We start from the raw sequence: 14,867 nt of genomic DNA on the forward strand, positions 1-14,867 counted from the left end.
CAGCGCCAAACTCGGCCAGTACTATCAGGCGAGAAAGACTCACAACATCCAGTCGGTGATGTACCAAGTGCTCGATAGTGGAAACAACACGTTCGGCATTATGATGAACAGCACGCAAATCTATCCATCGTATAGCGCATTTACGAACTTTACCGCTAGCAACCCGGACAAGTAAGCCGGCGAGCGTTTGACTACACGGTAGATCTGGCCTCCTCCTGATTCGCCAAGGGGAGGCCGGATGGCGGAGACCCTCGATAAGCATCGATATGCAGCCCGCGAATGGTGGCCAGAGGTTCCACCCCCAACCCCATTCCAGCAGCCGATCGATATCAATCTCATTGAACTGAGCGATGATCGCCTCTGAATCGTTGACGCCAAACCCGACCGCAACGATGCCATCATGAACCGCCAGGCCGCAGCAGAACTCCACGCCATATTCCTTCCAGTAGAAGGGTTCAGATAGCATCGCCTCCCAACCCGGATCGAAGTAGACAAATCTGTGTTTATAAAGACGCTTTTTCCCGCGACTGCGCTCGTGTACCACGCACAGCCAACCATCCTTCCAGCGGACTAACTGCGATGACCCCAGCAGGTCTTTCGGCACTTTCAATGTCTTCCTGAGTGACACTGTTGCGCCGTGCTCGTTGATCTCGACAATCGTCAACGGATTCATTGTGTGGATCGCATGGAGCTTCCCATCGGAAACGAAAGGCATCCAGTTCTTCTCGCGACTCGCACCAAGTGGCGATTCAAGAAGATAACTTTCTGCAATCCGGTTTCCGGATATTTTCAGAAGTGCCATTGTGTTAGTGTCGTCCGCATTGCGGCGCGCACTAGCGAGGCACCACAGATCTTCTTTCCAGAAGAAGGTTCGCAGATCTTCGAATCCGTCGGCAGACTTATCCGATACGTTTCTGAAAGGAGCATCTTCCAGAGTGGCCATGCCAAACACATTGAGATTGGCGGACAAGCTGCCAATGTAGTTGATGGTGTCGTAGTCTGAGCCATTCAACCTCACTTCACCGCTTTCCATCAATTCATAGTTGACAGACCTGACGACAAGGGCATAGCCCCTTCCGTCGAAAACACAATGTCGGATTACAGGGCAGGTATTCGCCGGGAATCTTCAACGAAACGTACTTTGGACGAAGTGAATCGAACGGCCTCTTTCCCTGAGGACTTTCTGCGATGTATCGATACAAAATAGTCCTGAGCCAGACCCGAATCGGTTTTGAAGTTAGCATTCAGGTCTTTCTCCTGCGCACAGTTTTGCCGAGTCAGCGCTAGAAACGTTCCGTGCCTTGCGGAAATACCAATTGTTGAACAATGAACTCACTCGTTGAGAAGCCTGCGGCCTCATCTTCTCCGCACAACCGGCTTCTCAAGCGAACTCAGACAGCCCCTGCATGATTCCATGAACAGTCGTGGCGCGTAGCGAGATTAGCGCATCGAAATCAGCTAAACGGTTTGGCCGGTACTTTAGGGGTTTTGGCGTAATTGTCCGGGGCACGAAATTTTTACCTTGAAATTGGAGGAAGTAGCGTTCAATACACCGTTTCCCCCGAAACTTTTTCCGCCCATATTTGCAACTGGCCACTGCAGTCAAAGATGGCAACAGTGTTTTCCGCAAGCGTTCTATTCGTAATGTGCTCCACTTAATCGGCCAATAGCACCCGAATTTATGCCGTCGTAGATATGCCGCATTTTTTGCGCGCTATGCTTCACACAGCATGAATTGCAGAGTTCGCGTTAGCGATTCGTCGAATTTAAATCAGTTTTCCATGGTAATTTGACCTGAAGACGCCGTCCTCCCCGGATGGGGCCGACGGTCGCGCTTTCGTCGCGCCGCGCTGAACCAGCAGCTGCTGTGAAACCGCCACGGCATGGGCCGAAAAGCATTGCGACACGTGGGAGGACCTACTAATCATTCGTTTGCGCGAATTGCAGCCTATATTCGGTTTGTCGCCGATGGAGCCAGAACGGCTGCAGCAGTGTCGTTGTAGGCGACAACACCAGCGTCCTCTCTCCGCGCGGGGTTTGCGCACCATATACCTCGGTCGAGGCGCGTCGCGCCGTGCGCGCAGCGGTGGCAACCAGTCTGCGCAGGCGCGCAATAATCTTCTGATGGTTATGGGCCGACCTGTTCCGCCGGAAATAGCTTTCTGGCGGCGAACCCTCGCGATCCTGCACGTACAGATCGGCTTGCGCGTCCTCCTGATAGACGTCGATATGCTAGCGATTCCGGTAACCTCGAAGCAACCCATTGCTAGCCTTGGCCACGAAAGATCGGCCGCCCGATCTTTCGCGACGCCGTCAAACGGAGAAGGCAATGCCCTTTGCAAGTACCGGAAAGTGGTGCGGATTCTGTATGGCCAAGCCCGCAATCAGCTGCCGGGTGTGGCGCCAAGTGCGCCCGCAAGGCCATACCCTTGCTCAGACGAATGGACCGGCCCATGAATGTTACTAGCCGACGGCGGGCTTTGCGCATACTCGCGGCAGTCGCGGGAACGGTGATACCGCTTGCGCGCGGCCAGACCGCGCTGTCATCCATGCCCGAGTCGCGGTCCCAGCGAGTGCGCGCTCGCAGGATCAGCGAGTTGATCGGCTCGAATGGCTGGGCGGGTGCGCCGAACGACGTTGAGATGTGGCGCGCAATGGGCATGAGCCGGGGACGCGGATCGGTTGGCCCAGGGCAGTCGGACGGCCCGGAAGACGCGATGCGCATCGACAAGACCAGTTCCGCGTTCGATAGTGACCTGACACCGGCATTGCTTGCGAATAGCCGCAATGGGATCGCGTCGCTCCTTCTACTCGGTTACACGCCGCACTGGAACGCGACCGTGCCGGGCGATTCAAAGTCGGCTCCACTGGACGTGGAAGCGTGGAAGCGATACGTCGATGCGGTAGTACGCAAATATTCCGCGCCGCCCTACAACCTGCGCTATTTCCGGATCTGGAACGAGGCAGCGGGCTGGCTGCCGGCTGGACTTCCCCAAGCGACTTTCTGGCACGGTCCGGATGCCGACGGCAACGGAAAGACCACGAATCCGTACGAACGTGCCATGCAGGATTACGTTGAACGCATCCATATTCCCGCAGCCCGGATCATCCGCAGTTACCACGCGTACGTTGTCTACGGAGGATGGCCGGACCAGGGCGGCCTGGATACCTTCAAGACATGCCTTGAGTACAGGAGCCCGGTGTTGAAGGAACGAATGCTAGATTGGGTCGATTACATCGACACGCATTATCTTCCCGTCGCCGATCTGGATTCCCTGTATCAACAATATGTGAAGAAAGGGCCCGCGCGCGGCGTCTGGCAAACGGAGATCGGTGACGAATTCATGAAGGACCCGCACTGTCTGCCGTGCTATTTCTTCGACTTCCCCGTGTGGGCACTGGACAGAAACTGGGATGATCCGAACAAATATGTGTCCATGGTGTACCACCGGGACGGTTACGAACCTTTTTGTCTGACGCATCGAGGTCCGCCGACGCGGACTTACAACGTATCCGGGCGGAGCCTCGTCGTGCTGAACAAGACCGCGAACGGCGCACTGGCAAGCTTTTCGAAACCACTGCAGTTCGATCAAGGCGTTTTCTGGAAGTGCACTGTTTTCGGGCCACGATGTCGTGATGCAGGTTCGCGCGGACCCGGGCTGGCAAAACGTCACCATAGGGGAACTCAAACCGCCAGCTTCGCGCAATGCACGCGTGGAGTTCATCGACGCGTTGACCGGTACCGCAAGTTCTCCCGGCGATGTCGCCCTCGCGTGGCGCGACGGGACGCTGAAGGTTCGCTTCAAGGTAACGGAGCGCGTGAATGGTGCCGAAAAAAGTCGCCCAAGCACCTCGCCTATGTCGTTCTTCGCGGAGTCGCGTAGTGAGCTACGGCGTGCACTTCCCCGCGATCTACGGCATGACTCCCGTTGGCCGTGTCGCCATGCTCCAGAACGGGTGGCGCGGGGTCATGCGGGATTCTCGCCACTCTCTACATACCATAAGCGCGATTCCGTTCTGGAGCCTCGTGAAAAAACCCGGCACACTGGTGCTTTCAAGTTTGAGTTTCTCCCCTTACTCGCCACTGTCCGATTTTATGGCGCGGCATATCGCCAACCCGCTTTCCCGCCGTCGCGTGGCGGGACACTGAGGTCCAGAAAGTCTGCACGGAGGATTGAATGGATCGACGAAAAAGCGTTCGGATAATCGGGTTCGTCTACGGCGGCTATTTGATGAGGTACGTGTACCTCATCATCGTGGTGCCGTTTTACGGCAGAATGCTCGGCGTAGCCGGGTATGGCCGGGTACTGGCGTCGATGTCGCTCATGAACGTGATATGGATGCTCGTGAACTACGGCTTTAGCCCTGTCGGCATGCGCGATGTGTCGAAGGCGCAATCGAACGCGGAATGCAAGGAGATTTTCTCGCTGCATGTGAGCGCGCGCATTGTGCATGGCCTGGTGGGTGGGTGCATTGGCATCATTGCCACGATGTGTTCGCCTGTCCTGTCCGAACGTCCTCTGATCGGTGTGCTTGCCACGGTGCTGGGGATCGTGTCCGGCATGAATCTCGGCTGGATGTTTCAGGGACGTCACCAGTTTCGAACCCCCATCATCATAGAGGTGTTCGGCTTTCTGCTGAGCCTCGTGCTGGTCCTGACGCTCGTAAAAGGACCCGACGACGCCGTATGGGTGCTCGCGAGTCTTCTCATCGCGGGCGTGGCGTCTTCGATCATTTCCTACGGTCTGACGATCTATCGGTTGGGCTGGCCGCGTCTCAGGCTGGCAGGCATCGTTCCTCTCGTGCGAACGTCGACGATGCTTTTCCTCTACTCGTCGGGGTCGGTCGTATTAACCGCATCGTCAACTTATCTGTTGACGCTGTTGTCGACGCCCGATCAGGTGGGCTACTTCGGCGCGGCTGAACGCTTCGCGACGATCGCGCTTGCGCTAATGGGTCCGGCGGCGCAGGTGTTCATTCCCACCATCACGCGGCAACTCGCACAAAACGACATGCAAGGCGCGCACGAAACGACCCGGCGCGGCGCGGCCCTGCTGATGGGATACGGATTGCTGATTTTCTGTGGCGCGCTCGCGCTGTCGCCATTCGCGCTGCCGCTCATCCTGGGCGCGTCCTTCGGGCCGAGCGCTCACGTCCTGCAGATTTTCGCGTGGATGTTCCCGTTCGCCGCCTTTAACGAGTTCGTGGCGGGCTACATATTCTTGCCACGCAGAAAGGACCGTCTGCTTGCCGTCGTGGGCATCACCTCGGGCCTGATCAATCTGACTGCGGCGCTCATCCTTGCGCCTCTGTATGGCGCTATCGGAATCGCGCTCGCCCGGGTGATAGGCGAGGCGCTTCTATCGGTCATGCTCGTCGGCACCGTGATTCGCCTCGACATGGTCGGCCTCGTACCCGGAGGCGAGCGGGCACTAGGGATGGTGCGTGTTGCATGTGGTTTGCGGCCTCATGCACGTGCTGGAAAGGACAAGTGAAACTGCTGGCGGAAAGGCGCGGGAAATCGTTGTCTGCTTGCATATGTTCGCTCTCACGCAGTTCGTTCATGGGTCACGTGGCTTAATTCATCTGCACGCAGAATAATCCAGTCTAGAAAAGTACAACTCACCCCCTTGAGAGTGACGTCATAAGAAAGGATTGCCATGCCTACGCCAAACACCCCCCTCGCACTGCGCGAAACCTTTAGATGCTCTGGCGATCAGTTCGATGCCATGCTGCAATTTGCCCAGGAACGGGGCTTGGAAGAGCAGCCATTCTGGTCGGTGATCCTTGAATGGGGACGTGTCGTGACGCTAGCCCGCTCCCTCAATCTGATTCGTGAAGAACCTCCGCAATGACATAACGCCGCCTCACAGCGTCAGCATGGCGAGATAGTTCGACGGTTAGCGGCAAAGCAGGCAAGCTCGACTTAAAGCAGATATTCGCGGCGAGCCGACATTGTTGGGAAGCAAAAGGCCGGCGTATAAAGCAGGCGCGTTGCCGTCCCTAAACAGGATCGTCAACCGTCGCTGCCGGACTAGCGATAGTTGACAAAGTTGATGATGTCATTGAGGAACCACGGCAGAATCAATTGCGTATCGGAATAGCTGACACCGACGCTGAGCCTCGGTGGTTTTGACGTGGAGTCGCCACGCGCCGCACCGTTGGGAGCATGCAGTATGTAGGTATCCGAATCGGCCGGACCTCCCCGGGCAGTTTGATTGTCCGCGGGCGGCGATTTCGAAGCGCAGCCGGCGATGAGCACGACGAGGGCCGCTGCCAGGCAAAAGGACTTCATGATGATGTGAACTCCGGCTACGTTACTTTGACAATATGGCTGATGACGAATTCGTCCCGGTATGTGGCTGGACTCTGCTGAACGCGGAGGCCCGGTGGCGCAGTCCGACTCGTTACGGTCGGTCGCGTTGCTTTGAAGAGAACGATAAACGTTTGAGAGCGCGCGGCATCACGCCCATGCTCGTAAAAGCCGGCTCGCTTCCTGGCGATGGCCCCGGCAAAACTCCGTATATCCACGTTTGAAGCCCCCTCTCTTATAGGTCGAAAGCGAAGCTGAAGCTCCAGCGATGTGGCAAATGAGCAGGATCGAACCATTGCAATTCCGAATGCCGACTCCCGCTATCCGAGCCACCTGAGTAGCCGGACTACAGAAACACGGATGGTCGCGTCCGCTACCGTGAATACCACGCGATGACCTCCGCAGGCAATGCTGTGCACGACGTATTGCGCTGTTGCACATTTCGCGACCATTATCCTGTCATGCTTCACCGGCGAAGGCGATGCCCGCATAGGCGCTCAAACTGAAACGGTGGCCGCAGTTGGCTCGGGACTTGCTTCCCAAAAATTTCACAGACGTTCCGGCGACACGACCGGCGCTCAAACAGGAGGAGACAATGCGCGATGACACGCCGCACGCCAACGCCCCACTCACGACTCGCGAATCCGGTTGGCTTACGCCATCCCTACAAAAGGCGCACGACCGCTCTGAAACGTTTGGCCTATGTGCATCCACATGTCCTGACTACGACGTGCTGCCCACAGCCGAACTGCTATTGAAGCTGGAGCAGAGCCGCGTTCTGTGCGCACACGCGACGCCAGTGATGGAAACGCTTCATGAACAGATCGTCAACACCCAAAGCATGATTGTGCTGACCGATGCCGATGGCCTGATTCTCCACTCGATCGGCGACGATGACTTCCTGCAGCGGGCGGAAAAGGTGGCGCTGCGGCCAGGCGCTAACTGGGCCGAAGACCGTCAGGGAACCAACGCCATCGGCACGGCAATCACCGAGCGATCCGCGACGGTCGTCCATGGCGAGCAACACTATCTGGCGGCAAATCGCTTTCTGACCTGTTCGAGCGTACCGATCCTCGACCCCTACGGCGATCTGATCGGCGTACTGGACGTGACGGGCGACCATCGCAGCTATCATCAGCACACCATGGCGCTCGCCAAGATGTCCGTGCAGATGATCGAAAATCATTTGTTCACCAGTACCTTTCGTGAAACCTTGCAAATAGCCTTCCACGGCCGGCCCGAGTTTCTCGGCACGCTCATGGAGGGCATCGTTGCGTTCACCTGCGACGGACGTTTTCTTTCGGCGAACCGCAGTGCGCAGTTCCAGTTAGGCATGCCACTCGCGGCGCTGCGGGCACATACGCTATCGTCGCTGTTCGGGCTCACCAGTCCACAGCTGATAGATCGCCTGCGTACGAGCCACGGGCAGCATATCTCGCTTGATCTGCACAACGGCACCGTGGTGTGCGCGAATGTCGAGTTCAGACGCGCCACACTCGCCAATGGCGGCTGGCCGTCCGGCCTGCATGACGACGCGCGACCGGCACGCGCCCCTGCATTGCAGTCGGCAGCAACGCCCGGCACACTGTCCCGATTGACCTACCTCGATACGGGCGACCCACAAGTAACAGCCGTGATCGGCAAGGTCCGCAAGGTAATCGGCAAAGACATCCCGATCCTGATCACCGGCGAGACGGGCACCGGCAAAGAACTTCTCGCCCAGGCGATCCACAACGATTCGCCTCGGCGCAGTAACGCGTTCGTTGCGGTGAATTGCGCTTCGATTCCGGAAACGCTGATCGAATCCGAGCTGTTCGGCTATGAGGAAGGCGCCTTCACCGGCGCGCGGCGTAAAGGGGCGCTCGGCAAACTACTGCAGGCCAACGGCGGCACGCTCTTTCTCGACGAAATCGGCGACATGCCTTATCCGCTGCAGGTGCGCCTCCTGCGCGTGCTGCAGGAAAGGCGGGTGAATCCTCTCGGTTCGAGCAAGTCCATTCCGGTCGACATCGCCATCGTCTGTGCCACTCATCGGGATCTGCGCGAGATGATCGCGCAAAATCGCTTTCGCGACGATCTGTACTACCGCCTGAACGGCCTCGTTGTAAAGCTGCCGCCATTGCGTGAACGCACCGACCTTGCCACGGTCATCCACAAGATGCTCGAGAGCGAACTTCCCGACTGCGCGAGCGGCAGGCGCCTGACTGTCGCCGAAGAGGTGATGACGCTCTTCGAGCAATGCGCATGGCCAGGCAATTTCCGGCAGCTGGGCAACCTGCTGCGCACGGCCGCGGCAATGGTCGACGACGACGGCGAGATCCGCTGTCAGCATCTGCCGGACGACTTTTTCGAAGACCTGCGGCGCAACCCCGATGCCCCGAGCGCAGCAACCGGTTCACAGACTGCCGGTATGGTCCAGGCGGTACGCCTGCAGGATGTCGCGACATCGACTATTGCCGCGGCAGTCGCCCGGCACGGCGGCAACGTGTCCGCCGCAGCACGGGACCTGGGGGTTTCCCGCAATACCATTTATCGGAAGATGCTTGCGCTACCGCGTACGGGTAGCGCCCGGGACGATCTCTGAGCCGTCGGCCGGGATCTCGCGCGCAGCCCGGACTGCGCAATCGAACCCGCCTCACTGTTCAGACACTGTTGCGTTCTGCAACACCAGTGTCCCTTAACGGAGCAGTGCCGCGCATGTCATCCACGGCGACTCGCTTCGCGGGTGATGCGGGAGGCCCCGCTTACCTATACCGATGCTCGTTTTTAAATGTCCCGTGTCGTCACGCCCGCCCATGAGGCAGTCGAAAAGATTGGCGGCCATCCGGCATAGAGCTTGCAATGAGCTACTCGACCGCATTTTCTCCCGCGGTTAATTTACCCACATTGCGTATCCAAGGAGACAGTCATGCAATGGACCACCCCTGCTTATAACGATCTGCGTTTCGGCTTTGAAGTCACGATGTATATCGACAACCGCTAATGCCACGATCAAAGCGCCGCTCACCGCTGCAGCGACATCTTGCGATAAGCGGCGCCCGAAGGGTATTCCGCTCGCGCAGCGCGACGACGCCTGCGCTTCAGAAAAAGCCCAGCGGTTCCTCGTTGTAGCTAACCAGCAGATTCTTGGTCTGTTGATAATGGTCGAGCATCATCTTGTGCGTTTCGCGGCCGATGCCCGACTGCTTGTAGCCACCAAATGCAGCATGCGCCGGATAGGCGTGATAGCAATTGGTCCACACCCGTCCCGCCTGAATCTGCCGGCCGAAGCGATAGGCGCGCGTGCCATCGCGCGTCCACACGCCTGCGCCCAGACCGTAGAGTGTATCGTTGGCGATTTCGAGCGCTTCTTCCTCGGTCTTGAACGTCGTGACCGAAACCACCGGTCCAAAGATCTCTTCCTGAAAGATCCGCATCTTGTTGTGACCGCGAAATACGGTCGGCTTCACGTAGTAGCCTTTGCTCAGTTCACCACCCAGCGCGCCGCGCTCTCCGCCGATCAGGCATTGCGCGCCCTCCTGTTTGCCCAGATCGATGTACGAAAGAATTTTCTCGAGCTGTTCCTGCGAGGCTTGCGCACCGATCATCGTCCTGGTGTCGAGCGGATGTCCCTGCTGGATCGCGGCCACACGCTTTAACGCCCGCTCCATGAAGCGGTCGTAAATTCTCTCGTCGATCAACACGCGTGACGGACAGGTGCATACCTCGCCCTGATTGAGAGCGAACATCGCGAAGCCTTCGAGCGCTTTATCGAAGTAGCTATCGTCCTGATCGATCACGTCGGCAAAGAAAATGTTCGGGCTCTTGCCGCCAAGCTCGAGCGTCACGGGAATGATGTTCTGGCTCGCGTACTGCATGATCAGGCGGCCCGTCGACGTCTCACCGGTAAAGGCGATCTTCGCGATGCGCTTGCTGGTTGCGAGCGGTTTGCCTGCTTCGAGTCCGAAGCCGTTCACGACATTCAACACGCCTGGTGGCAGGATGTCCTGGATCAGTTCGAGCAACACGAGGATCGACGCCGGCGTCTGCTCCGCCGGCTTCAGCACGACGCAATTGCCTGCGGCAAGCGCCGGCGCGACTTTCCACGTTGCCATCAGGATCGGGAAGTTCCACGGAATGATCTGGCCCACCACACCGAGCGGCTCATGGAAGTGATAGGCCACCGTGTCGCCATCGATCTCACCGATCGATCCTTCCTGCGCCCTGATAGAACCGGCGAAATAGCGGAAGTGGTCGATCGCGAGCGGAATATCCGCGGCCATCGTTTCGCGAATCGGTTTGCCGTTGTCGATCGATTCGGCAAACGCGAGGCGAGATAGATGCTGTTCCATGCGATCGGCGATCCGGTTCAGGATCGTGGCACGTGCAGCGGGGGATGTATCAGCCCACGCTTTGCGTGCGCGATGCGCAGCGTCGAGTGCCAGCTCGATATCTTCTTCCGTGGAGCGCGGAATCGACGTGAACGGCTCTCCCGTAATTGGAGAGAGGTTGTCGAAGTATTCGCCGCGTAGGGGCTTGACCCATTCGCCGCCAATGAAATTGCCGTATTGGCGCGCAAAGGGAAACTCAACATCCAGAAACTGCATGTCGGCGTGGTTCATTTGTGGCTCCCTCCTGATCGGTAACGGAATTGGCTGAAGCGATGACCGGTTCGACTATCGTCGGGCCGGTGCGCTTTCATCGCCGGAGCCAAACAGCGAGAAGCGTGCCATTGATCGTCGCCACAGGCCACGACGCGCCTGGTTCTGATCAAACGCTGTGCCGGCAGCCTCAGACCTGTCACGTTCGGCAACACACGCGGCACTCGCTGTACCGCCATGCAACACACCGACGGCAATGAATTCGTGCGTCGCGGCCCAACGCGTTCGCGTACTCGCATGCTCACGGGCCGCGCCGCAATTGGCGCCGAGTGGCATGCGATTTGCCTTAACGGCTGTGCAGTGATTCTGCAACCTTCAGGCAACGGTCCGCCGGAGGCATCGCATCGACAGATCAACAGGAGACAGCAATGAAGACACCTTCGGCTTCGACCATGCGACTCGCGACGCTGGTCATCGGTGCCGTGGCCGTTGCCACCATCAGTCTGAAGCCCGGACCGGTTGCGGCAGCCGACGACTATCCGGCCGTCACGTACGAACGCCTGACATCGGCGCAAAGCGACCCGGGCTGGCTGACGTATTACCGCTCGTACAACGGACAGGCCCACTCCCCGCTCAAACAGATCGACATCTCGAACGTCAAGAATCTGAAACAGGCGTGGAGCTACAAGTTTCCAGCTGATCTGCAGCAGGGCTTCGAAGCCACGCCGATCGTCAACGGCCGCTTCCTGTTCGTGACCACGCCGAAGGACAACGTGTATGCGTTCGATGCGACATCGGGAAAGCAGCTCTGGAAATATGAACCGAAGCTCGGCGACGAGTCGTTCAAGACGGCGTGTTGCGACGTGGTCAACCGGGGGGTCGCGCTGTATGGGAAGAATGTCTACGTCGCGATGCTGAGTGGCGAAGTCGCGGCACTCGATGCCCAAACCGGTGCGCTCGTCTGGAAGAAACAGATGTTCGAACCCGGCCTCGGCTACGCATTTTCGTTGGCGCCGCTCGCGCTCGACGGCGCGATCGTAGTGGGCAGCTCCGGCGGCGAATACGGCGCACGCGGGTTCATTGCCGCGCTCGACCCGAATGACGGCAAGGTGCTGTGGAAGCGCTACACGATTCCCGGTGCAAAGGAGAAGAACGGCAACACCTGGCCCGACGGCATGCAGGAACATGGCGGAGCGCCCGCCTGGCTGACGGGCACCTACGACGCGGCTTCGAAAACACTCTATTGGGGCGTCGGAAACCCCGGACCGTGGCTCGCGGACTTGCGCCCGGGCGACAATCTGTATTCCGACTCGCTGCTCGCGCTCGATCCGAAAACGGGCGACCTCAAGTGGCACTATCAGTACACGCGTCACGACACCTGGGACTATGACGGCGTCAACACACCGGTTCTCGCCAACATCAAATATGAAGGCAAGGACTACGATGCAATCGTGCATGCCGATCGCAACGGCTACTTCCATGCGATCGACCGCGGCACGGGCAAGCTGATCTACGCGCGCCCCTTCGTCAAGGCGACATCGGTCACGGGCTATTCGGCCGACGGAGTGCCTCAGCAGGATGCAAGCAAGTATCCGAAGGCGGGCACGACGATCGAAACCTGTCCGAGCTTCCTCGGCGGCAAGAACTGGTGGTCGGTTTCTTACGACCCGGACAAGCATCTCGCCTTCATCCCTGCGTTACACGCCTGCATGTCGCTGTCCGGCAAATCGGTCAACTACATGGAAGGGTTGCCGTATCTCGGCGAAGGATTCGAAATCAAGCCCGAGCCGGGTAGTCAGGGTTATGGCGAACTTCAGGCCGTCGACGTCAATACCGGCAAGAAGGTCTGGAGTCACTGGACCAAGCTGCCGTGGAACGGCGGCGTCGCCACCACCGCCGGCGGTCTCGCCTTCAGCGGTTCGCTCGACGGTCATCTGTATGCCTTCGACGAGACGAGCGGCAAGATCTTATGGCAAAGCCCGAAACTGGCGAGCGGCATCGTCGCCCAGCCCTCCGTGTTCGAGATCGGCGGCAAGGAGTACGTCGCGGTGCTGGCGGGGTACGGCGGTGCAAATCCGATCTGGGGCGGCCCGATGGCCAAGGCGGCGGAGAAGGTTCCGCGCGGCGGCACCTTGTATGTGTTCGCGCTGAATCACAGCTGATCGCGTCATCCATTGCAATCTCGCAGCTGCATCGCGGCTGCGACTCGTCCTCGTCTTTTGCGGATCCCATCATGAGCGCCCTGCACTTCAAACATTTGACAACCGCCGGACTGCTTGCGGTCAGCCTCACCTTTACGTCCATTCCGGCCACGGCCGGCGTCCGCGTATGCACCTTTCCCGGAAGCCCGTCGACCGCGCTCGATCAGGCGGTAGCACAGGAAGTCTTCAAGACCGCTGACATCGCCGCTTCGCTCGTCAAGCACGGCATCGGCGAAGGTGACGACGACGGCGTATCGCTGAAGGAACTCGGCCGCACCCTCGGCCACGACTGCGACGTGATCGCGGGTTTTCCGCGCTCCAACGTGGCCGACGCGTCCAGCAGCAAGATGCTCTTTTCCCGCGGCTACCTGCGCTCCGGCTACGTCAGCATCATGGCGCCCGGCTCGAAGCCGGAAGGCGCCGCCAAAAACACCGTAGCGGCCATGTACGCGAGTCCCGCGCAACTGATCGCGCTGCAGCAGACCGACGTCAGTCTCGACCTGGAAAACACCTCCGAACTGAGCGTCAATGCGGTGGTCGCTGGCCGCGCGCAGCGCGCGATCGTGTGGTATCCCGCCGTCGTCGCCTACGGTCTCGCGCATCCGCGACAGCACCTCACCGTTGCGCCGACCACATCCCCGTACGCGGACTGGCACCTCGTATTTGCGTTCGGCGCCAGTGGCGGGACGCTGCAGAAACGGGTCGACGCCGCGCTCGCCCGAATGAGCGCCGACGGCAGACTCGCGACGCTAACCCGGCCCTGGACGTTGCCTGATGTGCAAGCCGCCGCATCAAGACCGGGTGCAGATGCATCGCACTACGCCTATCTCGACGGTTCCGTGCGGACATCGCGACTGCCCGGCACCGTGGAGCGGGCGGCGGTGAACGACGCGCTGCAGGGACGCTTCATCAAAGTGGCGACCGACGCGCTCACCGACGCGCCGACATTCGACCGCTTGCAGGCCGATCACGGCAAGACGCTTTACGCTAGTTCGTGCGCGAAGTGTCACGGCGCGGCATTGCAGGGCGTGACTGCTCCGGCACTGCGTGGACCCGCGTTCGCGCCGGCGCAGAATGCGCATCTGACGATCGGCGGCGTATTCGGCTACATGGCGACCAATATGCCAGCGGATCGCCCCGGCAAGCTGAAAGACCAAGACTATGCCGACATTATGGCGTTCCTGCTGTATTCGAACGGCTACCAGCCGGGTTCGGCAAAGCTGACCGCTGGCAGCGCCCGGACGTCGGCGACCAAACTCAATGCCGGGCCCGCGCATTGAATTCATCGCGACAGGTGGCCAGCGCGAAGCGCTCCTGACAATCCGACGCCCGACTGCATCGACCGGATCAAATCTTGTGGATACAACTCGCAGGATATTGATCGTCAAAACCATTGGGTGTGCACGGCGTTGGCCGTTTCCCGCGCGGGCCGCACCGCCGTCACAAGTGGAGGAAGGCGCCCGGGCGGCGTTTCATGGAGCTTGAGCCGCGGCGACGTTGGGCGGCTGATGGAGTGCCGGTCCAACCGCCCCGCTGCCCACTACAACAACTCGGCGACTCATGACAGTCGAATCAGGGAAACCATCTGTTCCAGACAGGATTCAATCCCACACAGGCTTCGCTCGCTTCCCGATCGCTTCCACTGCCATGTTTAAATAAGAAAAGACGTCGGCGCCGCCCAAAGGGTATACAGTGAAGGAACCGGTCGCCTTGAGCGATCTCCTGCTATGGGCTCTATCATGCGATCGCCAATTAAATCCGCCTCTGTCACAA

At 59.2% G+C, this 14,867-nt stretch carries 10 protein-coding genes and 1 pseudogene; 8 read left to right on the forward strand and 3 right to left on the reverse strand.

All coding sequences use genetic code 11. The features are described 5' to 3' along the window. Positions 1–1,033, reverse strand: a 1,033-nt coding sequence (locus PQR02_RS33500; protein ID WP_408241941.1) for a hypothetical protein, incomplete at its 3' end; no start/stop codon positions are given. A gap of 1,408 nt (positions 1,034–2,441) precedes the next feature. Between PQR02_RS33500 and PQR02_RS33505 the strand changes: the two are divergent. From PQR02_RS33505 to PQR02_RS33520, 4 genes and pseudogenes are all read left to right on the forward strand, one after another. Continuing rightward, positions 2,442–3,884: pseudogene (locus tag PQR02_RS33505) on the forward strand (hypothetical protein). Then, positions 3,884–4,150 (forward strand): hypothetical protein, encoded by a 267-nt coding sequence (locus PQR02_RS33510; protein WP_408241891.1) that lies wholly within the window; start codon positions 3,884–3,886, stop codon positions 4,148–4,150. Before PQR02_RS33505 ends, PQR02_RS33510 begins: the two are co-directional and overlap by 1 nt. Positions 4,151–4,178: 28 nt before the next feature. Next, complete coding sequence (locus PQR02_RS33515) at positions 4,179–5,495, forward strand: lipopolysaccharide biosynthesis protein (protein WP_408241893.1); 1,317 nt, start codon at positions 4,179–4,181, stop codon at positions 5,493–5,495. 165 nt (positions 5,496–5,660) lie between these two features. Beyond that, the gene (locus PQR02_RS33520; protein WP_408241895.1) at positions 5,661–5,855 is read left to right on the forward strand and encodes a hypothetical protein; all 195 of its coding nucleotides are present in this window, start codon (positions 5,661–5,663) and stop codon (positions 5,853–5,855) included. Between the two features lie 179 nt (positions 5,856–6,034). Here the strand turns inward: PQR02_RS33520 and PQR02_RS33525 are convergent, their stop codons facing one another. Beyond that, positions 6,035–6,295 (reverse strand): hypothetical protein, encoded by a 261-nt coding sequence (locus PQR02_RS33525; protein WP_408241897.1) that lies wholly within the window; start codon positions 6,293–6,295, stop codon positions 6,035–6,037. A 613-nt stretch (positions 6,296–6,908) separates the two neighbouring features. On the opposite strand from PQR02_RS33525, the gene PQR02_RS33530 reads away from it, so the two are divergent. Beyond that, positions 6,909–8,897, forward strand: coding sequence for a sigma-54-dependent Fis family transcriptional regulator (locus tag PQR02_RS33530; protein WP_408241899.1), 1,989 nt, complete (start codon positions 6,909–6,911; stop codon positions 8,895–8,897). 324 nt (positions 8,898–9,221) lie between these two features. Continuing rightward, a complete protein-coding gene (gene pqqA / locus PQR02_RS33535) occupies positions 9,222–9,296 on the forward strand; it encodes a pyrroloquinoline quinone precursor peptide PqqA (RefSeq protein ID WP_408241935.1) in 75 nt (24 codons plus the stop codon). A 97-nt stretch (positions 9,297–9,393) separates the two neighbouring features. On the opposite strand, the gene adh is transcribed toward pqqA, so the two are convergent. Further along, on the reverse strand, positions 9,394–10,914 hold the full coding sequence (gene adh / locus PQR02_RS33540; protein WP_408241901.1) for an aldehyde dehydrogenase: 1,521 nt from the start codon (positions 10,912–10,914) through the stop codon (positions 9,394–9,396). A 407-nt stretch (positions 10,915–11,321) separates the two neighbouring features. Here adh and PQR02_RS33545 point away from each other — a divergent pair, with 407 nt between their 5' ends. Together PQR02_RS33545 and PQR02_RS33550 are read left to right on the forward strand one after the other, a co-directional pair. After that, positions 11,322–13,055, forward strand: a complete 1,734-nt coding sequence (locus PQR02_RS33545) for a methanol/ethanol family PQQ-dependent dehydrogenase (protein WP_408241903.1) — start codon at positions 11,322–11,324, stop codon at positions 13,053–13,055. Between the two features lie 71 nt (positions 13,056–13,126). Continuing rightward, positions 13,127–14,374 (forward strand): c-type cytochrome, encoded by a 1,248-nt coding sequence (locus PQR02_RS33550; protein ID WP_408241905.1) that lies wholly within the window; start codon positions 13,127–13,129, stop codon positions 14,372–14,374. Positions 14,375–14,867 lie beyond the last annotated feature (493 nt).

The organism is Paraburkholderia sediminicola (assembly GCF_046026895.1).
Classification (GTDB): domain Bacteria; phylum Pseudomonadota; class Gammaproteobacteria; order Burkholderiales; family Burkholderiaceae; genus Paraburkholderia; species Paraburkholderia sediminicola_C.

What these genes read in the sequence shown, in the direction of transcription:
- PQR02_RS33515 (WP_408241893.1), top strand. Translation starts at nt 4,179, where the DNA reads ATGGATCGACGAAAAAGCGTTCGGATAATCGGGTTCGTCTACGGCGGC.
- PQR02_RS33520 (WP_408241895.1), top strand. Translation starts at nt 5,661, where the DNA reads ATGCCTACGCCAAACACCCCCCTCGCACTGCGCGAAACCTTTAGATGC.
- PQR02_RS33525 (WP_408241897.1), bottom strand. Translation starts at nt 6,295, where the DNA reads ATGAAGTCCTTTTGCCTGGCAGCGGCCCTCGTCGTGCTCATCGCCGGC.
- PQR02_RS33530 (WP_408241899.1), top strand. Translation starts at nt 6,909, where the DNA reads ATGCGCGATGACACGCCGCACGCCAACGCCCCACTCACGACTCGCGAA.
- adh (WP_408241901.1), bottom strand. Translation starts at nt 10,914, where the DNA reads ATGAACCACGCCGACATGCAGTTTCTGGATGTTGAGTTTCCCTTTGCG.
- PQR02_RS33545 (WP_408241903.1), top strand. Translation starts at nt 11,322, where the DNA reads ATGAAGACACCTTCGGCTTCGACCATGCGACTCGCGACGCTGGTCATC.
- PQR02_RS33550 (WP_408241905.1), top strand. Translation starts at nt 13,127, where the DNA reads ATGAGCGCCCTGCACTTCAAACATTTGACAACCGCCGGACTGCTTGCG.